Source organism: Micromonospora sp. WMMD1102, assembly GCF_029626265.1.
Taxonomy (GTDB): Bacteria; Actinomycetota; Actinomycetes; order Mycobacteriales; family Micromonosporaceae; genus Plantactinospora.
In genome coordinates this window covers 5,670,091-5,689,688 of sequence record NZ_JARUBN010000001.1, presented here as the reverse complement: position 1 = coordinate 5,689,688, position 19,598 = coordinate 5,670,091, and the positions used below count along the sequence as shown (strand labels likewise).

Annotated in this window: 19 protein-coding genes and 1 riboswitch; of the genes, 16 read left to right on the top strand and 3 right to left on the bottom strand. The window is 74.0% G+C overall.

From position 1 onward, the window contains the following. Window positions 1-72: 72 nt before the first annotated feature. From recO to O7626_RS25425, 9 genes are all read left to right on the top strand, one after another. Window positions 73-912, top strand: a complete 840-nt coding sequence (recO, locus tag O7626_RS25465) for a DNA repair protein RecO (RefSeq protein ID WP_278063621.1) — start codon at window positions 73-75, stop codon at window positions 910-912. A gap of 8 nt (window positions 913-920) precedes the next feature. Further along, window positions 921-1,733, top strand: coding sequence for an isoprenyl transferase (locus tag O7626_RS25460; protein WP_278063620.1), 813 nt, complete (start codon window positions 921-923; stop codon window positions 1,731-1,733). Window positions 1,734-2,039: 306 nt separating this feature from the next. After that, a complete protein-coding gene (locus tag O7626_RS25455) occupies window positions 2,040-2,291 on the top strand; it encodes a hypothetical protein (RefSeq protein ID WP_278063619.1) in 252 nt (83 codons plus the stop codon). Window positions 2,292-2,529: 238 nt separating this feature from the next. Beyond that, complete coding sequence (locus O7626_RS25450) at window positions 2,530-4,149, top strand: hypothetical protein (RefSeq protein ID WP_278063618.1); 1,620 nt, start codon at window positions 2,530-2,532, stop codon at window positions 4,147-4,149. A gap of 3 nt (window positions 4,150-4,152) precedes the next feature. Next, entirely contained in the window at window positions 4,153-4,587 is a 435-nt protein-coding gene (locus O7626_RS25445) for a hypothetical protein (RefSeq protein ID WP_278063617.1), read from the top strand. Then, window positions 4,584-5,201, top strand: a complete 618-nt coding sequence (locus O7626_RS25440; RefSeq protein WP_278063616.1) for an FHA domain-containing protein — start codon at window positions 4,584-4,586, stop codon at window positions 5,199-5,201. Before O7626_RS25445 ends, O7626_RS25440 begins: the two co-directional genes overlap by 4 nt. 13 nt (window positions 5,202-5,214) lie before the next feature. Then, window positions 5,215-6,015 (top strand): protein kinase, encoded by an 801-nt coding sequence (locus O7626_RS25435; protein WP_278063615.1) that lies wholly within the window; start codon window positions 5,215-5,217, stop codon window positions 6,013-6,015. Next, window positions 6,012-8,312: a cation:proton antiporter gene (locus tag O7626_RS25430; protein ID WP_278063614.1), complete on the top strand. Its 2,301-nt coding sequence runs from the start codon at window positions 6,012-6,014 to the stop codon at window positions 8,310-8,312. The genes O7626_RS25435 and O7626_RS25430 overlap by 4 nt, the downstream gene beginning before the upstream one ends. Further along, the gene (locus tag O7626_RS25425; protein ID WP_278063613.1) at window positions 8,309-10,309 is read left to right on the top strand and encodes a serine/threonine-protein kinase; all 2,001 of its coding nucleotides are present in this window, start codon (window positions 8,309-8,311) and stop codon (window positions 10,307-10,309) included. Before O7626_RS25430 ends, O7626_RS25425 begins: the two co-directional genes overlap by 4 nt. 40 nt (window positions 10,310-10,349) lie before the next feature. Here O7626_RS25425 and O7626_RS25420 read toward each other — a convergent pair whose 3' ends face one another. The 3 genes from O7626_RS25420 to O7626_RS25410 are packed head-to-tail and all read right to left on the bottom strand — an operon-like array spanning window position 10,350 to window position 13,202. Next, complete coding sequence (locus tag O7626_RS25420) at window positions 10,350-11,150, bottom strand: energy-coupling factor transporter transmembrane component T (protein ID WP_278063612.1); 801 nt, start codon at window positions 11,148-11,150, stop codon at window positions 10,350-10,352. Then, complete coding sequence (locus tag O7626_RS25415) at window positions 11,147-12,592, bottom strand: ABC transporter ATP-binding protein (protein WP_278063611.1); 1,446 nt, start codon at window positions 12,590-12,592, stop codon at window positions 11,147-11,149. The genes O7626_RS25420 and O7626_RS25415 overlap by 4 nt, the downstream gene beginning before the upstream one ends. 16 nt (window positions 12,593-12,608) lie before the next feature. Then, entirely contained in the window at window positions 12,609-13,202 is a 594-nt protein-coding gene (locus O7626_RS25410; RefSeq protein WP_278063610.1) for an ECF transporter S component, read from the bottom strand. A gap of 96 nt (window positions 13,203-13,298) precedes the next feature. Beyond that, window positions 13,299-13,407: riboswitch (TPP riboswitch) on the bottom strand. Between the two features lie 155 nt (window positions 13,408-13,562). Between O7626_RS25410 and O7626_RS25405 the strand changes: the two genes are divergently transcribed. From O7626_RS25405 to O7626_RS25375, 7 genes are all read left to right on the top strand, one after another. After that, the gene (locus tag O7626_RS25405; protein WP_278063609.1) at window positions 13,563-14,312 is read left to right on the top strand and encodes an SIS domain-containing protein; all 750 of its coding nucleotides are present in this window, start codon (window positions 13,563-13,565) and stop codon (window positions 14,310-14,312) included. 121 nt (window positions 14,313-14,433) lie between these two features. Beyond that, complete coding sequence (locus O7626_RS25400; RefSeq protein ID WP_278063608.1) at window positions 14,434-14,943, top strand: DUF6328 family protein; 510 nt, start codon at window positions 14,434-14,436, stop codon at window positions 14,941-14,943. Window positions 14,944-15,161: 218 nt separating this feature from the next. Beyond that, window positions 15,162-15,287 (top strand): hypothetical protein, encoded by a 126-nt coding sequence (locus tag O7626_RS25395; RefSeq protein ID WP_278063607.1) that lies wholly within the window; start codon window positions 15,162-15,164, stop codon window positions 15,285-15,287. Next, window positions 15,284-15,865, top strand: a complete 582-nt coding sequence (locus O7626_RS25390; protein WP_278063606.1) for a sigma-70 family RNA polymerase sigma factor — start codon at window positions 15,284-15,286, stop codon at window positions 15,863-15,865. Before O7626_RS25395 ends, O7626_RS25390 begins: the two co-directional genes overlap by 4 nt. Continuing rightward, window positions 15,862-17,826, top strand: coding sequence for an EAL domain-containing protein (locus O7626_RS25385; RefSeq protein WP_278063605.1), 1,965 nt, complete (start codon window positions 15,862-15,864; stop codon window positions 17,824-17,826). Before O7626_RS25390 ends, O7626_RS25385 begins: the two co-directional genes overlap by 4 nt. Before the next feature lie 177 nt (window positions 17,827-18,003). After that, entirely contained in the window at window positions 18,004-18,627 is a 624-nt protein-coding gene (locus O7626_RS25380) for a hypothetical protein (RefSeq protein ID WP_278063604.1), read from the top strand. Between the two features lie 61 nt (window positions 18,628-18,688). Continuing rightward, window positions 18,689-19,576, top strand: a complete 888-nt coding sequence (locus tag O7626_RS25375) for a serine hydrolase (RefSeq protein ID WP_278063603.1) — start codon at window positions 18,689-18,691, stop codon at window positions 19,574-19,576. Window positions 19,577-19,598: the final 22 nt, after the last annotated feature.

The window sequence follows — 19,598 nt, the reverse complement described above, 5'->3', positions numbered from 1 at the left end:
TCCGCCACCGGGCCACCCCGATCTGCGACCCTGAGAATTCTCAGGGTCGCACCGGCAGGGAACAATGGGCGGGTGCCCGGGTACCGCCGACAGCTCTACCGCGACGACGCGGTGGTGCTGCGCGTCCAGAAACTCGGCGAGTCCGACCGGATCATCACCCTGCTGACCCGCCGGCACGGCCGGCTGCGCGCGGTCGCCCGGGGGGTACGCCGGACCACCTCGCGGTTCGGTGCCCGGCTGGAGCCGTTCGGCCACGTCGACCTCCAGATCGCCGGTGACCCCAAGGGCGAGCAGGGCAGTTCGCTGCACTCGATAAGTCAGGTGGAGGGGATCCGGCTCTACGGCAAGGCGTTCGTCGCCGACTATCCCCGCTACACGGCGGCGAGTGCGATCGCCGAGACAGCGGAGCGGCTCACCCCGGTCGAGCGGGAGCCGTCGCTGCGGCTGTTCCAGCTCACCCTGGGCGGGCTGCGCGCACTTGCCGACGGGGAGCACGCCAGCACCCTGGTGCTGGACGCGTACCTGCTGCGCGGGATGGGGCTGGCCGGTTGGGCGCCGGCGCTTGTCGGCTGTGCCGTCTGCGGTACGCCGGGCCGGCACGGCGCCTTCTCGGTACCCGCCGGGGGTTGTGTCTGCCCGGACTGCCGGCCGCCCGGTGCCGCCCATCCGGCGCCGGCCACCCTCGACCTGATGGCCGCGCTCGCCGCCGGGGACTGGTCGACGGCCGACGCCGCCGAACAGCCGTACCGCCGGGAGTGCAGCGGGCTGGTGGCGGCGCACCTGCAGTGGCATCTGGAGCGCGGGTTACGCTCGTTGCCGCTGGTCGACAGGGGATCGACAGGTGAGCGTACGGAGCGGGCGCGGCACGTCCCACCGCCCGGTCCGGCGGACGTAGCGAAGGAAGCACAGTGATCCGTTCGATGACCAACCGGACCGGTCGGCAGCCGGTGCCACCCACTCCGCACCCGTCCGGGGCCCGGCCTCCGGCGCTGCCGGCCGAGGCGCTGCCCAAGCACGTGGCGGTGGTGATGGACGGCAACGGGCGCTGGGCCAAGCAGCGCGGCCTGCCCCGGACCAAGGGACACGAGCAGGGCGAGTACTCGCTCTTCGACACCATCGAGGGTGCGATCGAGCTGGGCGTCCCCTACCTGTCGGCGTACGCCTTCTCCACGGAGAACTGGCGGCGCTCGCCGGACGAGGTGCGCTTCCTGATGGGCTTCAACCGGGAGGTCATCCGGCGCCGCCGGGACCAGTTGGTGGACCTGGGGGTCCGGGTGGTCTGGTCGGGGCGGACCGGCCGGCTCTGGAAGAGCGTGATCTCGGAGTTGCAGACCGCCGAGGAGATGTCCCGGGGCAACTCGACGCTCACCCTCCAGTTCTGCGTCAACTACGGCGGGCAGGCCGAGATCGCCGACGCCGCCGCCGCGATCGCCCGGGACGTCGCCGCCGGCAGGGTCGACCCGGCCAAGGTCAACGAGAAGATGATCTCGCGGTACCTCTACCACCCCGAGGTGCCGCCGGTCGACATGTTCCTGCGCCCCTCCGGCGAGCAGCGCATCTCCAACTTCCTGCTCTGGCAGAGCGCGTACGCCGAACTGGTCTACCTGGACACCCTCTGGCCGGACTTCGACCGCCGCCACCTCTGGTACGCCTGCGAGCTGTACGCCCAGCGGGACCGCCGGTTCGGCGGCGCGCTGCCCAACCCGGTGGCACCCGGCCCGGCATCCGGCTGAACACCTCCGCCTCCCCCCGGGACGGACGACCTGCTCGGCCGGGAGCGGGTCGGCTGAAGAAAACAGGTGCGCCCGGCAGTGGGTCGGGTTATCGTGCAGGAATGCGGTACTGATGCCCCCTCATCCGAGCCCACCCGCCCGCCTGTTCGCGCGGTGTGGGCGTGAGCGCTCCGGGCGTCCGTGCCGTTTCGCCTCTTCGGCAAGCTGCCACCCGCAGGTGGTACGTCTCCGCGGACGGACGCCGCACCGATCCCGTCCCGCGCGCTGCCCGAGCAGGGCGCTCCGACCAGGAGGAGAGAACGCCGTATGCCTGCCAAACGAAAGTCCGGCAAGACCGCCCGCGCCACCGGAGCCGGCTCGCCGGCCCGGCTCGACCGGCCGGCGGAGGAGTCGATCGAACTCGCCACCCCGGTGGTGCTGCCGGACGACGGACCCCGGGCCGGACGGCCGGCGGCGCCGAAGTCCGGCCCGGTGCTCCGCAACGGCGGCGGTGCCGCCGGTGTCGGGCGTGGCCGGAACACCGGGGGCGGTCGCCAGTACGCCTTCCGGCGTAGCTGAGCCCGCCACCCGGCCGCGCCGGCCACGGCGCCGGGCCGGCTGGTCGGCCGGTCCGGTTGGTTGACCGGTCACGGTTGCCCGCGCGGGGTCGTGGATGGACAGTCCGACCCCGCGCGGGGCGCACCGCCCGCCCCCGCGTGCGCTGCCGATCAGTACGGCTGCCCGGTGGATCGCCTGTGCTAGACAGTGCGGCAGAAGGGGCTGCCGCGCCCCTTACCGGCTCACGGAGGGGGACTCGATGGTGGCTGTCGCGCGCCGGGCGGACGGGCGGGCCGGGCCGGGTGAGCTGACCGACCAGCTGCTCGACGCTCCCATCTGGTCGGACGCGATGGTCGAGGCGGCCGGCATACCCGTGCACGACGTGCCGTTCGTCACCGTCGGCGGCGGCATCGGCTCGTTCGTGACGGTCGACTACCTGCGCGTCGCCGGGGTACCGGTCGACCAGATCCGGGTGCTGTCCAACCTGGAGCATCCGTGGGAGACCTACGAGTACCTGACCCGGGTGTCCCAGATCCCGCGACCGGAGCGGATCCGGTCCGACTCGTCGTCCCGGCCGGACAACATCTGGGGCTTCCCCTCGTACGCGCTCTCCGAAGCGTGGCAGGACCGCAGCGTACGGCCACTGCTCCAGGTCCTCGGCGAGCCGATCCTCAGCGACTACTGGACGCCCCGGGCCGGTGCCGTCTTCGACAGCCTGGAACGGGAGTTCCACCGGATCGACTATCCGGCCATGCGCAGCCGCGGCGTGGTGCGGATGGTGCGGCGCCGGCACGGCGGCGGCTACTTCACCGTGCTGACCCCGCCCGAGGGCAGCGGCCCGACCAGGCGGGTGGCGTACCGGTCCCGGTTCGTGCACCTGGCCGTCGGCTATCCCGGGCTCAGGTATCTGCCCGACCTACAGGAGTTCCGGGAGACGTACCAGGACTTCACACACGTCGTGAACGCCTACGAGTCGCACGAGCACGTCTACGAGTCCCTCAAGCTCCGCCCCGGCACCGTACTGGTGCGCGGCGGCGGGATCGTGGCGTCCCGGGTACTCCAGCGGCTGATGGACGACCGCGAACGGTACGGCCTGCACACCGAGATCGTGCAGATCTTCCGGACCTTCGTGGCCGGGGCGCACGGCCCGCACCGCTGGGCCCGGCGCAGCGGCGGGGACGGCTGGGCGTACCAGGGATTCAACTACCCGAAGTCGGTCTGGGGCGGCCAGCTCAAGTCCCGGATGCGCCGGCTGGAGGGCGAGGCGCGGGCCCAGCTCTACGCCGAGATGGGCGGCACCAACACGCCGTGGCGCCGGCGCTGGCAGCAGCAGATGCGGGCCGGCCGGCAGGGCGGCTGGTACCACTCGATGCAGGGAGTGGTGCGGCAGGTCCGTCCCGGCCCCGACGGGATGCTCGTCAGCCAGGTGAGCGGCGACGGCGGGGACCGGGAGATCGCCGCGCACTACATCGTCGACTGCACCGGCCTGGAGGCCGACATCGCCGAGCACCGCGTCCTGGCCGACCTGCTCAGCCACGGCGGCGCCGGCCGCAACCCGCTCGGCCGGCTGGACGTCGAGCGGCACTTCGAGGTCAAGGGCACGGCGAGCGGCGACGGCGCCCTGTACGCCTCCGGCGCCACCACCCTGGGCGGCTACTTCCCGGGCGTGGACACCTTCCTCGGGTTGCAGATCGCCGCCCAGGAGATCGCCGACGACCTCGCCCGCCGGGGCTGGTGCCGCCGGATCGGCCCGGTCCGCTCGACCGTCGGGTGGCTGCGCTGGATGCGGGGCCGGGGAGTGGACGGCGAACGCCGCGAGCCTGGGGGCGAGAGCCGGCGGACGCACGGCGAGCGCCGCGACGTGGAAGGCGAGGGCTGAGGCGTGCTGCCGATCCTGTCCGGGCGGATCCAGACCCGGCTCTTCCTGCTCGCGGTCGTCGGTTCGGCGGTCACCGCCGTACTCGTGCCACTGCTGCCGCTCGACGGCCCGCTCGACGAGCGGTACCGGGCCGCCTTCGGGGTACTGGCGGCGGTCGCGGTGCTCGGCGTCGGCTGGGAACTGCTGTACCACCTGCTGATGCAGTTCCGCTGGGAGAAGGACTGGCCGACCCTGTTCGGGCTGGTCACCGTGATCCCGGAGGCGGCACTGCTCTGGCTGCTGCTGCGCGGCGACGCCGTACCGGGGGTGGCGGCGCCGCCGCTGGTGGCGTACCTGTCGCACGTCGCGGTCGTCTGGGTCGCGGTCTGGCTCGTCGCGAACGGGCCGATGCGGGTGCCGCTGCTGCGCTGGCGGTTCCGGGGCGGGCGGCTGCTGTGACCATCCGCGAACCCGACCCCGGGACCCCGTTCGTCTCGGTACTGCTGATCCCCGGCCACACCGACCCGACCGTCGACCTGGCCGCCGCCGCCGACACCGTCGACCTGTCGGCGGCGGAGACCGCGCCGCTGCGACCCCGGCCAGTCCTGGTAGAGGGCGCCGACTGCAAGCGGGGGCACTTCAACGATCCGGCGGCGCGCTTTTGCCAGCAGTGCGGGATCGCCATGCACCAGCTCACCCTGGTCACCCGGCGGGCTCCCCGGCCGCCGCTCGGAGTACTGCTGCTCGACGACGGTACGACGTTCCGGCTGGACACCGACTATGTCGTCGGGCGGGCACCCGAGGCGGACGGCGAGGTGACCGCCGGCCGGGCCAGGGCGCTGCGGATCGCCGGCGACGGCGCCGGGGTCTCCCGCCGGCACCTGCGGGTCGTGCTGACCGGCTGGCAGGTCCGGGTCCTCGACCTCGGCTCGGCCAACGGTACGGGGGTGCGACTTCCCGGCGACCCGTCGACCGACTGGGTCGGTGCGGGTACCCCGGTCCGGGTCGTGCCGGGCAGCCGGGTCGACTTCGGCTCGCGCTGGCTCCGCTACGAGTCACACCGGAACCTCTGAGGAGGCACGGAGCATGCGGGGGATCGCCGACTACCGGTTCGTCAGGCCGCTCGGCTCGGGCAACCACGGACACTTCTACCTGGCCGAACGTCCGTCCCGACTGCCGGTGGCCGCCGAGACGGTCGCGGTGAAGGTGCTCTTCGCCGAGTCGGTCGACGCGGCGTTCCGGCGGGCGACCCGGGAACTGGCCGCGTTCGCCGCCGTCCGCTCGCCGTACGTCGTCGCACCCTACGACGCGGGCCAGCACGACGGGCTCTTCTACTACGCCATGGAGTACCTGCCGGACGGCTCGCTGGCCGCGCCCGCCGACCCGCCGACCCCGGCGGCCGGGCTGCGGGCGCTCGCCGACGCCGCGCGGGCCGCCGCCAACCTGCACGCCGCCGGGATCGTGCACCGGGACATCAAGCCCGGGAACGTACTGCTGCGCCCCGGTGGCGGGAAACTGTCGGATCTCGGCCTGGCGCAGGTCTTCACCGAGGGCGTCACGGTGACCGGCATGGGGCCGGTGGACTCGGTGGAGTTCGTCGACCCGGCGGTGCTGCTCGGCGAGGCGTCGAGTCCCGCCGCCGACGTCTGGTCGCTGGGCGTGACCCTGCACCGGCTGGTCGCCGGGGACGCACTCTATCCGGGGCTGCGCGCCGGCGACGGGCTGCTGGCGCTGCGGACGGTCCTTTCCACCCCACCCCGGCCGAGCCCCGCGCTGCCGCCCGAGGTGCGCGACCTGGTGACCGACTGCCTCGCCCCGCCGGACCGGCGACCGGACGCCGCGACGGTGGCGGCCCGGCTGGACCGGCTCGCCGAGGCCGCCGGATGACCCCGCACGCGGTCGGGCAACTGCTGCTCGCCCTCGCGGTGATCATCGCGGCGGCCCGTGGCTTGGGTGCGGTGGCCAGGCGCCTCGGGCAGCCGCCGGTGGTCGGCGAGATCGCGGCCGGCGTCCTGCTCGGCCCGTCGCTGTTCGGTCCGGGACCGGCCGAGCTGCTCTTCCCGGCCGAGATCCGGCCCGCGCTCGCCGGGCTGGCCAACGTCGGCCTGGCGCTGTTCATGTTCATCATCGGCTACGAACTGGACCAGGCGCTGGTGCGGGGACGGGTCCGGGCGGCCGTCTCGGTCTCGCTCGGCTCCATCGTCCTGCCGCTCGGTGCCGGTGTCGGGCTGGCGCTCTGGCTGGCGCCCCGGCACGACGTCGAACGGGTCACGCCGTTCGCGCTCTTCATCGGCGCCGCGATGGCGGTCACCGCGTTCCCGGTACTCGCCCGGATCCTGGCCGACCGGGGGATGGTCCGTACCGGGGTCGGCGCGCTGGCCCTGGCGAGCGCGGCCGTGGACGACGTGGTCGCCTGGACGCTGCTGGCCGGCGTGGTGGTGCTCGGCACCGCGGGCGGTACGCCGCCCTGGCAACTGCTGTTGGCGCTGCCCTACCTGCTGGTGATGTTCCTCTGGGTACGCCCGCTGCTGCGCCGGCTGACCGCCGCCCGGGACCGGGCCGGCCGGCTCACCCCCAACCTGCTCGGGATCGTCCTGATCGGACTGCTGCTCTCCTGCTTCGCCACCGAGTGGCTCGGCCTGCACGCAATCTTCGGCGCGTTCGTCTTCGGTGCGGTGATGCCCCGGGCCGGCGGCGAGGCCCTCCGGTACGAGATCTTCGAGCGGCTGGAACAGGTCGCGGTCCTGCTGCTGGTGCCGGTCTTCTTCGTCATCGCCGGTCTCGAGGTCGACCTGTCCACGGTGGGCGGCGCCGGGCTGCTGGAACTGGCGCTGATCCTGCTGGTGGCGGTCGCCGGCAAGTTCGGCGGCGCGTACGCCGGAGCCCGGCTCCAGGGTGTCGCGCCCCGGCCGGCGGGTGCGCTGGCCAGCCTGATGAACACCAGGGGGCTCACCGAGATCGTGATCCTCAGCATCGGGTTGCAGCTGGGCATCCTGAGCGGCGAACTCTTCTCGCTGATGGTGGTGATGGCGCTGGTCACCACGGTGATGACCGGCCCGCTGCTGGCGCTGGTCTATCCGGCCCGGCTGGTACGCCGCGACCTCGCCGAGGCCGAGCGGGCCGCGCTGGCCGACGACGGGGCGTACCGGATCCTCGTCGTGACGACGCCGTCCCCGGAAGCGGGAAAGAGCGGGGCGGAGGCGATGACTGTCGGTGCGACGGGGGCGGTGGCCGCGGGCGTGTCGGCCGTCGAGCTGACCGCGCTGGCGACCGACCTGGTCGGCGCCCGCCGGCCGGCCGAGGTGGTGCTGAGCCGGCTGCTGCCGTACCCGGTCTCGGCGATCGAGGTCGGCAGCGGTCTTGCCGGCGAACTCGTCGGGATGACCACGGCGTTGCGGGAGCTGGCCCGGCTGGCCGAGCCGATCCGCTCCGGCGGGCTGGCTGCGCCGGTTTTCGCCCGCTACACGGCGGACCCGGTGGCCGACCTGGCGATCGAGTGTGACGCGGTCCGCCCGGCCCTGGTCGTGGCGGCGGACGAGCCGCCGCCGGACGGCCCGCCGACGACCTGGATCAGGGTCGCCGCCCCGCCGCCGGAGGGTTGGCGGTCGGTGCTGGTCCGGCTTCCCCGGTCGGGCGGCGAGGCGGTGCTCCGGATCGGCGCGCAGCTCGCCGCCGCCCGGGACGCCGAGCTGCGGGTGGCGGCCGGCGCCCGCCCCGGCCGCCGGATCGAAGCGGCGGTCCGGGCCCTGACCGCATCCGGAATGCGGGTACGGCTGGACACCGGCCCCGACACCGACACCGACCCCGGCCCCGACACCGACGCCGACACCGGCCCCGGCCAGGTCGCCGGCCTCGGCTGCGGCCTCGGCAGCGGCGCGGGCGGTGACACCGACCTCGGCTCGGACCCTGGCAGCGGCAGCGGCGTCGACGCCGGTAGCGGCCCCGGCGTGCGGGAGCGGGCCGGGACGTCGTCGCTGGTGGTCGCCGTGCAGGGCCCGGCGCACCTCGTCGTCCGGGTTCCCCGGGCCGAGGCTCGGGAAGAGCCGCAGGACTGGGTACGGCAGCTCGGTCCGCCCACCGTGGACGCCCTCGGATCGTCCGTCGAGGCGGTCGGGTGTGATACTTACCCGACCTCCGGGCACGGGGTGGTGGGACTGGGTAGCAGTGGGGGCAAGTCGGGATGACGGGCGAGATCGCCGGCACACGGCCACTCCGGTCGACCGACCCGTCGCGGCTCGGCGAGTGGGAGCTGCTGGGCCGGCTCGGCGAGGGCGGCATGGGCACCGTCTACCTGGCCCGCGCCGCCGGCACCGGGCGGCTGGTCGCGGTCAAGATGATCCGGTACGACCTGGCGCACGACGCGGAGTTCCGGCGGCGGTTCCGGGGCGAGGTGAAACGGGCCCGGCAGGTGCCGCCGTTCTGCACCGCGGAGGTGCTCGACGCCGACCCGGACCACGACCCGCCCTACCTGGTCGCCGAGTACGTCGACGGACCCAGCCTGGCCACCGTGGTCACCGAACGCGGGCCACTGACTCCGGGCAACCTGCACGGGCTGGCGGTCGGGATGGCGACCGCGCTGACCGCGATCCACGGCGCCGGGGTGATCCACCGCGACCTCAAGCCGAGCAACGTGCTGCTGCCGCCCGGCAGCCCGAAGGTGATCGACTTCGGGATCGCCCGCGCGGTCGCCGGCACCGGTGCCGGAACCCGGACGGACCAGGTGATCGGCACCGTCGCGTACATGGCGCCGGAGCGCTTCGAGCCGGCGACCACCGGCTTACTCACCCCGGCGGCGGACGTCTTCGCCTGGGGCGCCGTGGTGGCCTACGCCGGCACCGGACGTACCCCGTTCGCCGCCGAGACCCCGGCGGCGACCGCGGTGCGGATCCTGACCCAGGAGCCCGACCTCGACGGCCTGACCGGTCCGCTGCGGGACCTGGTCGAGCAGGCGTTGGCCAAGGACCCGGCGCAGCGTCCGTCGGCGCGCGAGCTGCTGGACCGGTTGCTGGACGGTGGGCCGGGCCGGCTGGGCGCGGTGGCGTCGGCGCTCGCCGGCCAACCCGAGCTGCGGGTCGCGGTCGAGCAGGCGCAGGCGGTGACCGACCAGCGGCCACTGGCCGAGACGGCGTTGGCCGCCGAGTCGGGTCCGGATCCGGTCGGGGACCTGAGCGAGGCGACCACCCGGCAGGGCGGTCCCGAGGTGCGGGCCGCCGCCCGGCAGGCCGGCCCGGCGGTGCCGGTGGCCGGAACGACGGCTGCCACCCCGGCCGGACCGGCCGGTGCCCTGGCGGGACCGGGTGCCCTGGCGGGACCGGCTGTCCCGATGGAAGCCGCGGCGCCGCCGGGGCGTGACCCGGCGGGGCGTGGTCGGGCGGGGCGCCGGGGCTGGATCGCCGTCCTCGCGGTGGGGCTCGTCGTGCTGCTCGGCACCTCCGTCGGAGTGGGCTACGCCAGCGGGTTCCTGCCCTACCGGGCATCCTCGGCCACCTCGCCGACGACCTCACCCGGCACACCGCCCGGCACGCCTGCCGGTGCCGGCCCGGCCACGGCGACCAGCGGGCCGGCGCCGGGCACCCCGACCGCCACCGGAGCCTCGGACGGGCCGCCCTGGTCCGGCACCGTGGTGGTCAGCGACCCGCTCACCAGCCGCCGGGGATGGCAGCCGAGGACGGACGAGAAGCACGAGGTGAGCTGCGGGTTCGACGACGGGCTGGTGGTGACGAAGCGCGGCGTGGGGCCGTACCGGTGCCCGGGGCCACAGGACACCTGGCCGGACGTGCAGGTGGAGGTCGAGGTGACGCTCGTCGAGCCGGAGGGTTGCGCCGCCGTCTGGTTCCGGTTCACCGACCGCACCGGCGGGCACGCGCTGCGGATCTGCCGGGACGGCTACTACCTGGTGGCACACGGTGTGGACAGTACGAGCGCGATGACCCCGGCCGGCAGCTTCCGGTTCGACCCGGCACAGAAGTTGACCGCGAGCACCCCGGTCCGGGTCGGCATCGTCGCGCACGGCGAGGAGCTGCGGTTCTATCGCGACGGGCAGCGCATCGGCGAGGCGCGGGACGCCCAGCCGGTCGACGGGCGGGTGGTGCTCGGGATCTTCCCGGTCGGGTCGGACAACGGCTCCGGAGGGCCGTACGAGGTCGTCTTCCGGGACATCCGGATCAGTACGCCGGACTGAGCATCCCGCCGGACGGCGCACGTCGCCGGGGTGCGCGGGGTCAGCGCAGCAGCGGCCGGAAGGTGCCGAGTGCCACGCTGAGCCCGAGCGCCGCACCGGCCAGCAGTACCGCACCGGCGATCAGGGCGGCGTCCGCCGCGCCGAACCGCTGCCGGCGGGCGGCGGTACGCGGCACTCCCGAGTCGAAGCCACGGGCGTCCATCGCGGCGGCCAACCGGGTGCCCCGGCGGATCGCCCCGACCAGCAGGGTGAACGCGGTCGAGCCGAACAGCCGCAACCTGGCCAGCGGGTTCCGTCCGGCCTCGATGCCCCGGGCCCGCCGGGCCAGGCTCACCATCTGCCACTCCACGGCCAGCAACGGCACCAGCCGGAACGCGGCGAGTGCCCCGATCGCGAACCGGGGCGGCGCCTTGACGTTCTGGACCAGCGCGTCGGCGAGGTCGGTCGGGTCGGTGGTGGCGAAGACCAGTACGCCGGGCAGTGCCACCGCGACCACCCGCAGTGCCATGCCCAGCGCGGTGCCGAGTACCCCGGTGGTGACCTCGACCGGCCCGGCCTGCCAGAGCAGGGTGCCGGTCCGTTCGGCGGCGAAGAGCAGCAGGGTGCCGAAGATGCCGAGCGCGCTGAGCAGCAGCGGCCAGGCCCGCCGGGCCAGTGCCGAATACCGGACCCCGAAGAGCGGCACGACGGCGAGTTGGAACCCGATCGCCACCGCCGGGGTCACCGGGTCGACCGTGGCGATCAGCGCGACGGACAAGACCAGCGCGGCGGCGACCTTGGCCACCGGGTTGCGCCGGGCCAGCGGTGCGTCGGGGGCGGCGATCGGCTGGTGCGGGATCACCCGACCCGCCCCACCGCGGCGGTGCCGGCCGGCGGATCGAGCCGGACGGTCCGGTCGGCCAGCGCGGCGACGAAGTCGGCGTCGTGGGTGACCGCGACCACGCCGTGCCCACTGTCGCGCAGCCCGGCGAGCAGGTCGACAAGTTCGAGCCAGGTACGCCGGTCCTGGCCGAACGTCGGCTCGTCCAGCACCAGCAGCCGGGGCGCGGTGGCCAGCGCGGTCGCCACGCTCAGCCGCCGCGCCTGACCGCCGGAGAGGGTGTACGGGTTGGCCTCGGCCAGCCGGTCCAGCCGGAGCCGGACCAGCAGCTCGTCCACCACCGACCGGACCTCCGCCTCCGGCCGGCCGGTCCGGCGCGGCCCGAGCGCCAGCTCGGCGAAGACGGTGCCGCTGACGAACTGGTGCTCCGGGTCCTGGAAGACCGAGCCGATCCGGGCGGCCAGCACCGGCGCCCGCCACCGGTGTGGTGCGCTGCCGGCGTGCCGACCGGCGAGTTCCGGGGTGGCCGACAGCCGGCCGCCGCCGGGCCGGAGCAGCCCGCCGAGCAGCAGGGCCAGGGTCGACTTGCCGGCACCGTTGCGGCCGAGCACCGCGAGCGCCTCGCCGGCGCGTACCCGCAGGTCGGTGTCGACCAGCCGGGGTGGCAGGCCGAGCCGGTCGGCGGTGAGCAGCAGGTCTCCGGGGCTGGCGGTCGCCCGGCGCGGTGCCGGCGGCGGGCCCGGCACCCAGACCCCGGCGGCGGCCAGTGCTTCGCCGTGCGCCGCGAAGACCTGCTCGGCAGGGCCGTCGGCCAGTGTCCCGCCGCCCGGTTCGAGCACCACCACCCGGTCGACGAGCGGCAGCGACTCCGCCACCCGGTGCTCGACCAGGATCAGCGTGGTGTCGTCGTCGACAGCCGCCCGGACGGCGTCCCGGACCAGCGCGGCGCCGGCCGGGTCCAGGTTCGCGGTCGGCTCGTCGAGCAGCAGCAGGCCGGGCCGGAGGGCGAGTACGCCGGCCAGGGCGAGCCGCTGCTGTTCCCCGCCGGAGAGCGCGGCGGTGGACCGGTCGGGCCCGTACGGGAAGCCGACCCGGTCCAGCGCCTCGGTGACCCGGGGCCAGATCTCCGCCGCCGGTACGCCCCGGTTCTCCAGGCCGAACGCCACGTCGTCGCCGGCCCGGGCCATCACGAGCTGGGTCTGCGGGTCCTGGAAGACGATGCCGACCCGCTCCCGGGCCTTGCGCGGGTCGAGTCCGTCGATCTCGACGGTGCCCTCCTGCTCGCCGGAGTCCTCGGCGAGCAGCCCGGCCAGCGCCGCCAGCAGGGTGCTCTTGCCGGCCCCGGAGGCGCCGAGCAGGAGTACCCGCTCGCCGTGCCCGATCCGCAGGTCGAGGTCGCGGACCGCCCAGGCCCGGCGGCCGGCGTGCCGCCAGCCGAAGCCGCGCAGCCGTACCTCGCTCACGACGGCACCGCGCCGGTCAGACGAGGGTACGTTCGCGGCCGGCCGGGAACCGGTCCAGCACACCGGTCCGGGCCAGTGCCCGGGTGAGCAGCCAGCCGCCGGCGCCGGCCAGCACCGCCGCGCTGAGCACGGTGATCACGAAGACGGGTACCCGGAACGCGGCGAAGTCGTACTCGGAGTAGTAGCGGAACTGGTCGAAGATCGCGGCGGCGAGTCCGGCCAGCAGGCCGGAGCCGACCGCCACCGGCAGCCGGAACGAGCGGTAACGCAGCGCCGCGAACGCCAGCTCGGCGCCGACGCCCTGGGCGGCCCCCTGGAGGATCGCGACGGTGCCCCACTGGCTGCCCAGCAGCACCGAGACGACGGCGGCGAGGAACTCGCAGTAGAACGCCGCGCCCGGTTTCCGGATCACCAGGCCGCCGAGTACGCCCGGCACCAGCCAGATGCCGTAGATGACCGCCTGGGCCGGCGGGAAGAAGGTGAAGGCGCCCTCGGTGGCGCTCCAGACCACGTTCCAGGCCCAGAAGACGACGCCGAACGCGACCGCGATGACCGAGGCGACGACGATGTCGACGGTGCGCCATCTGGTGGTGTCGGTGGACTGCTTCATTGCGTGGCCTCCCAGTCGTCGCGTTCGTCGAGACGGTGGTTCGACGAACCGGCAGGACGCACGCCGCAACCCGGGACGGCCCGGACTGCGGCGCGGCTGGAGACTCGACCGAACTCCCTGCGCTGGCATTACCCAGATCAGGTTCGAGGGTCTGCGGGTGGGTTCACCCGCACTCTCAGCGCTGTGCGCTCCCCTGTCGGATGTGCTGTTGTTGCGCAGACGGTACACCGGATACCGGTACGCCGACAGCGGGCGGCGGTGGATGTGGCCGCGCCCACCACGGCACCGGACGGGGTGGGCCTGGCACGGCACGGGATAGGGTGGATGGCCCAGATCGTCGTCTCGAAGGGATCCGTGACCGTGACACTCAGCCCCGAGGGCTATCTCGACGTGGTCAGCGAGACGATCGGGCGGGTGGCGGCCGATTCCCGGGACGGCGTACGCCGGGCAGCCGACCTGGTCACCGCCGCGTTGCGGGCCGGGGGAGTGGTGCAGGCGTTCGGCACCGGCCACTCGGAGGCGCTGGCGATGGAGATCGCCGGTAGGGCCGGCGGACTGGTTCCGACGAATCGGATCGCCCTGCGGGACCTGGTGTTGCGCGGTGGCGAGCCGGTCGACATCCTCGGGCCGACCCTGGAGCGGGATCCGACGGTGGCCCACCGGCTCTACGAGCTGACTCCGGTCGACCCCCGGGACGTCTTCGTGATCGCCTCGAACTCCGGGGTGAACGGCACGATCGTCGAGTTCGCGTCGCTGGTCAAGGAGCACGGGCACGGGCTGATCGCGATCAACTCTGGGCAGCACTCGGCCCGGGTGGCGTCCCGGCATCCGTCCGGGCGCAAGCTGGGCGACCTCGCCGACGTGGTGCTGGACAACGGCGCCCCGTACGGCGACGCGGCCCTGCCGCTGCCCGGCGGTGGCGCGGTCGGCGCGGTGTCGTCGATCACCGCCGCGCTGCTCGCCCAGCAAGTCGTGGTGGAGGTGGTCCGCCGGCTGGTCGAGGCGGGCGAAACCGCCCCGGTCTACCTCTCGGCCAACATTCCGGACAGCGACGACCACAACAACAGCCTGGAGGCCCGGTACGCCGGCCGGATCCGCCGGGGTTCCTGAGTCCGACAGCAGCACCGGAAAGGCCGGCGGTCCCGCACGCCCCGCCGGCCGAACGTGCGTGCGTTTCGCGTCTGCTCCGTTCGGGCATCACTGCTGCCAACTTCGAGGCGGGAGGCGCCAGGTGAGCGTGGAGACGGAGAAGCAGCGTTGGCAGCGCAATTTCGCCGACCTGTTGCAGGAACTGCGGGTCGCGCAGACCGGGGTGCAGATCCTGTTCGCCTTCCTGCTCACCCTGCCGTTCAGTGCCGGCTTCCCGGAAACCAGCACCTTCCAGCAGGACATCTACATCGTCGCGCTGCTGGCGGCGGCTGCGGCCACCGCGTTGATCATCTCGCCGGTCGCCTTCCACCGGGCGCTCTTCCGGCAGGGGCGCAAGCCGGAACTCGTCCGGTTCGCGCACGCCATGGCGACCGGCGGCCTGGCCTTCATGCTGATCGCCATGGTCAGCTCGGTGCTGCTGATCACCGACTTCCTGCTGCCCCGGCCGGTGGCGTTCGTACTCAGCGGGCTGACCGGGCTCTGGTTCCTGACCTTCTGGGCCGCGCTGCCGTTCATGCGCCGCAACTGGGGCGAGCCGGACGAGGACGACGACACCGAGCCGACCACCGCCCGCCCGGACGCCGTCGAGTGAACCGAGCCGCGCGTTCCGTCACTTTCCGCAATCCATACTGGACAGTAGATCGGTTGGCCTGATCGGCTTGTCTACTGTGGCCGAATGGAGGAAATACCGCAGCCAGTCGCCACTTTATTGATCATCGCTATCTTCGCCTGGGCGGGTCGCCCCGCACACCGGGACCCTTGACGGAGAGTTATACGCGGAACGACAACTACGGACCGCGAGAGGCGAGGATGAGCGAGGTTCTGGGGGGACTGTCGACCGGTGGTCCGGCGGCGGTGCTGGTGGGCCTGATCGGAGGGGTGGGCCTGCCGGCCCACGGCCCGCTGCGTCGAACAGACGAGGGCGGGGCGGCATGAGAAGCGGCGACAACGCGGTGGTGCGGGCCGAGTCGGCCGCCCGGTTGGGGGACCGGGGCCAGGCCGAGTCGGCGACCAGCTTCGAGGTGTTCTGCCAGTGCAACTTCGTGCTGGTCGAGCGGTTCCTGCTGGCCCGCTGTGCGGACCGAGGGCTGGTGGAGGACGCCGTACAGGAGGCGTTCGCCACCGCCCGGGACAAGTGGGAACAGATCCGCGACTACGAGAAGCCACTGGCCTGGCTGTACAAGACCGCCCGGTACAAGCTGCTGGTGTTGCAGCGGCGTCACGGGCCGGAGCCGACGGTCAGCCTGGCGGAGGTGCCACCGGAGCGGCTGGCCGAACCGGCCGACCCGGCGGAGGCCCGGGAACTGCTGCGCGGCTGGCTGCGCCAGTTGCCGCCGAGACAGGCCGAGGTCTTCGTGTTGACCCTGGACGGCTGGCAGGACCACGAGATCGCGGCCATCCTCGGCATCGCGCACAACACGGTGCGGGCGTACCGGCAGGAGGCCCGGCGCCGGTTGCGGGAACTCGCCCAGCAGGCGGGCTTCGAGACGCCGGCCGGGAGGGACCGGGGATGAACCTGGACGACGTCCTCGCGCTGGCGTCGGACCGCACGCTCAGCGAGCTGGAACGGGCCCGCGCCCGGCGGGCCACCCGCCGGGTGCGACAGGAGTACCAGCGGGCAACCTCCGAGGGCCGCGACCTGACCGGCGACGTCGAGGTACGCGACCCGTTGACCGCCGGCACCGACGAGGCGGCCCGGATCGTCCGGGCGGCCCAGTTGGCCAAGCACGGCACCGTGACCTGGGTCCGGGCCAGCGGAGAGTTGACCTGGTCGGACGAGATGGCCCTGATCCTCGGCTATCCGCCGGGCACCGTGCGGCACACGCTCGCCACGCTGGCCCGGCTGGTCCACCCCGACGACGTCGACGGGGTGCGCGCGGCGGTCGAGTCGGTGTGGCGGGACCGGACGGTCCGGGAGGCGACCTGCCGGGTGATCCGTCCGGACCGGGTCACCCGGTACGTGCACTGCCACCTGGAGTACGTGGTCGACCCGGAGGACCGGCCGCACGGCATCGTCGGCACCGCCCGGGACGTCACCGAGGTCGAACTCGCCCGCCAGGAGCAGACGCGGCTGGCCCGGCGCCGCGAGACCGTGCATCCGGAGCTGGCCGGCCGGGACCCGGTCACCGGGCTCTTCCACCGGGCCCGGTTCGCCGACGAGATCGACACCGCCCAGCGGGGCGGTCCGGGCGTACTCCTGGTGGTGGCGGTGGAGCCGGTCGGCCCCGACGCCGATGCCGACGGCGAGCCCGGCGGCGGCCCGGACGAGCAGGAGCGGCTGGCGGTGGCGGTCGCCCAGGTCGTCCGCCGGGTCGCCCGGCGCTCCGACGTCTGCGGTCTGACCGCTCCGAACGAGTTCGGGGTACTCATGCCGCGCACCACGCCGAGTTCGGCCACCGCGCTCGCCGAGTCCATTATCGACGGCATCCGGTCCCAGCCGTTCGTGCTGGGCCGGACCCGGCTGCTCGACGCCTGGGGCGGCCTGGTCCGCTACCAGGGGCGGGACGGCAGCCGGGGCGTCGACCTGGTCGTGGACGCCGAGACGGCCTGGCGCCGGGCCAGGGCGACCGGGGTGGCCCGGGTCGCCCTGGACCAGCCGGCGGCCGAGGAGGAGCGCCGGGAGCTGTGCCGGCACCGGGTCCGGGCGACGGTGGCGGAGAACCGCTTCACCCTCTACACCCAGCCGATCCTCGACCTGCGGCTCAACCAGGTCACCCGGCAGGAGATCCTGCTCCGGGTACTCGACGACGCGGGGCGGGCGCACTCCGCCTCGACCCTGCTCGGCGACGCGGAGCGGGTGGACGAGGTCCTGCCGATCGACCGCTGGGTGGTCGACCGCACCATCGAACTCGTCGCCCGGGGCTCGGGTACCTCGCACTACCAGGTGAACCTCTCCGGGCGGTCGCTCGGCGACCCGCACCTGCTGGAGCGGCTGCAGCTCCGGCTCCAGCAGTACGACGTCGACCCCGGCCAGCTCACCTTCGAGGTCACCGAGACGGCCCGGATCGGCAACCTGACCGAGGCGCACAACTTCGCGCACGGCATCCGCGAACTCGGCTGCCAGCTCGCCCTGGACGACTTCGGTTCGGGGCATGTGCCGTTCACGTTCCTCACCTGCTTTCCGGTGGACCTGGTGAAGCTGGACGGCGAGTTCGTCACCGGGATCGAGCACTCGGTGGCGAACCAGCGCATCGTGCGGTCGATCGTCGAGCTGTGCGGGTCGCTGGGCATCCGGACCGCGGCCGAGCACGTCGAGGACGAGGGCACGATGAACCTGCTCCGCGACTTCGGGGTGGACTTCGCCCAGGGCTACCTGGTGGGCAGGCCGAAGCCGGTGGGCCGGCCGTCCGGTGATGCCGTGGCCCGGTTCGGTCAACCGACCCGGTTGCCGTTGCGCAGGATGATCGTGAACTTGCCGCCGAACGACTGCTTGCCCAGCCCGTTCGCCTGGCCGGGCGCGCTGTCACCCGAGTAGTAGTAGAGCGGCCAGGAGCCGCCGCTCGTCGCGGGCCTGGCCGTTCTGTTCGTCCGTCGTTCCCCCCGCCGTCGACCATCCGACCATGCAACGTCCCGGGGGCGATCGCCGTCTTTAAGGGACGTGGAAGCCCGAGTAAGGCCGCTACCGGCCGGGACAGTACTTCTCCTCCTGCTGGTGTTGCCGGTGGTGCTGGCCGCCGCGGGTTGCACCGCCGAGCCGGCACCCCGGGCCCCGGCCGCCGAGGGGACCCGGTCGACCGCGAGCGGCCCGGGGCAGCGGCCGGCAGCCCTCGACGTGGCGCTGCTCCGGCCCGACGGTTTGGGCGCCGGATGGCGGCAGAGTGCGCATCCGCCCGAGCCGCCGCCGTGGCCGTGGCTCCAGGCCGACTGCCCGGCGTACCGGGACGAGGACTATCCGGCCCAGCGGCACCGGGTCGGCGCCGTGCAGCGCCGCTTCCGGCACGAGCCGTCCGAGCTGGTCGCGACGCAGGTCGTCGAGGACTACCAGCCGGGGTGGGCGGTGCGGGCCCTGGACGACGTACGCCGGGTCGTCCGGACCTGCGCCCGGTACGACGCGTACGGCGCCACCGTCTCGTTCACGGTGCTGGAGACGGAGCTGCCGCCTGGAGGTGGGCTGGTGGTGCAGGGCCGGATCGAGTCTCCCGGCACACCGACCCGGTCCACCCTGCTGGTGGCGGTACGCCAGCACGACCGGCTCTCCACGCTGAACATCCCGGGGCCGGTGGACCCCGACACCGCGATCATCGTGGTGCGGAAGCTGGCGGATCTCCTTGACTAGCCGACGCGGGCCCGATGGTCGAACCGGGCCGACCGGTCGGTCCGGGCCGAGACGCCGGGAGTTGCTCGCGGCCACCGCCGCCGCACTGCTCGGCGCGGGCGCGGCCGGCACCGGGTTGGCGTACTGGTCGGCGGGTTCGCCGGGTGCCGGTCCGCGGCCGGGGGCGGCGGCCACCCCGGCCCGGCCGACGCCGAGCCCGACGCCGGACCATCCGGCGCTGGCGCGTACCCGGATCGTCCGCTATCTGCGCGGAGTCGGCGGCCGGGTCAGCCTGGCGGTGCGGGACCGGGCCACCGGGCTGGCGGTCGTCGCCGGCACCCGGCGCTACCAGACGGCCAGCATCGTCAAGGTGGACATCCTGGCGGCCCTGCTGCTGCGCCGCCAGGAGCAGGGCCGCACACTCAGTGCGGACGAGCGGCGGCGGGCCCGCACGATGATCGTGGTCAGCGACAACGCGGCGGCGAGCAGCCTCTACGCCGCGATCGGCCACCGGGCCGGCCTGACCGCCGCGAACCGGACCCTCGGGTTGCGCCAGACCACCCCCGCCGCGAGCTGGGGGCTGACCACGACGACGGCAGCCGACCAGCTCCGGCTGCTGACCGTGCTCACCGACCCGGCCGGTCCGCTCGATGCCGACGGCCGGGCGTTCCTGCTCGGCCTGATGGGGCAGGTCGACGAGGCCCAGGACTGGGGGATCACCGCCGCCGCCGGGCGGGCCAGCACCGCCAGCTGTGTCAAGAACGGCTGGACGACCGTGGACGCCGACAACGGACTCTGGCTGGCGAACAGCATCGGCCGGATCGTAGAGCCGGGCCGGGACTGGCTGGTCGCCGTACTCTCCGACCACCATCCGACGCGGCAGCAGGGGATCGCGGCGGTGGAGAAGGCCGCCAGGTACGCGTTGACCGAACTGCGGGCGGTCCCGTCACCCGGTACGCCGGCACACTGAGCCAGCCGCGACCGGAGGCCCG

Bases quoted from the DNA above. Each gene is read 5' to 3' on its own strand.
- O7626_RS25460 (WP_278063620.1), top strand. From the start codon at position 921: ATGACCAACCGGACCGGTCGGCAGCCGGTGCCACCCACTCCGCACCCG.
- O7626_RS25455 (WP_278063619.1), top strand. From the start codon at position 2,040: ATGCCTGCCAAACGAAAGTCCGGCAAGACCGCCCGCGCCACCGGAGCC.
- O7626_RS25450 (WP_278063618.1), top strand. From the start codon at position 2,530: ATGGTGGCTGTCGCGCGCCGGGCGGACGGGCGGGCCGGGCCGGGTGAG.
- O7626_RS25435 (WP_278063615.1), top strand. From the start codon at position 5,215: ATGCGGGGGATCGCCGACTACCGGTTCGTCAGGCCGCTCGGCTCGGGC.
- O7626_RS25430 (WP_278063614.1), top strand. From the start codon at position 6,012: ATGACCCCGCACGCGGTCGGGCAACTGCTGCTCGCCCTCGCGGTGATC.
- O7626_RS25425 (WP_278063613.1), top strand. From the start codon at position 8,309: ATGACGGGCGAGATCGCCGGCACACGGCCACTCCGGTCGACCGACCCG.
- O7626_RS25410 (WP_278063610.1), bottom strand. From the start codon at position 13,202: ATGAAGCAGTCCACCGACACCACCAGATGGCGCACCGTCGACATCGTC.
- O7626_RS25395 (WP_278063607.1), top strand. From the start codon at position 15,162: ATGAGCGAGGTTCTGGGGGGACTGTCGACCGGTGGTCCGGCGGCGGTG.
- O7626_RS25390 (WP_278063606.1), top strand. From the start codon at position 15,284: ATGAGAAGCGGCGACAACGCGGTGGTGCGGGCCGAGTCGGCCGCCCGG.
- O7626_RS25385 (WP_278063605.1), top strand. From the start codon at position 15,862: ATGAACCTGGACGACGTCCTCGCGCTGGCGTCGGACCGCACGCTCAGC.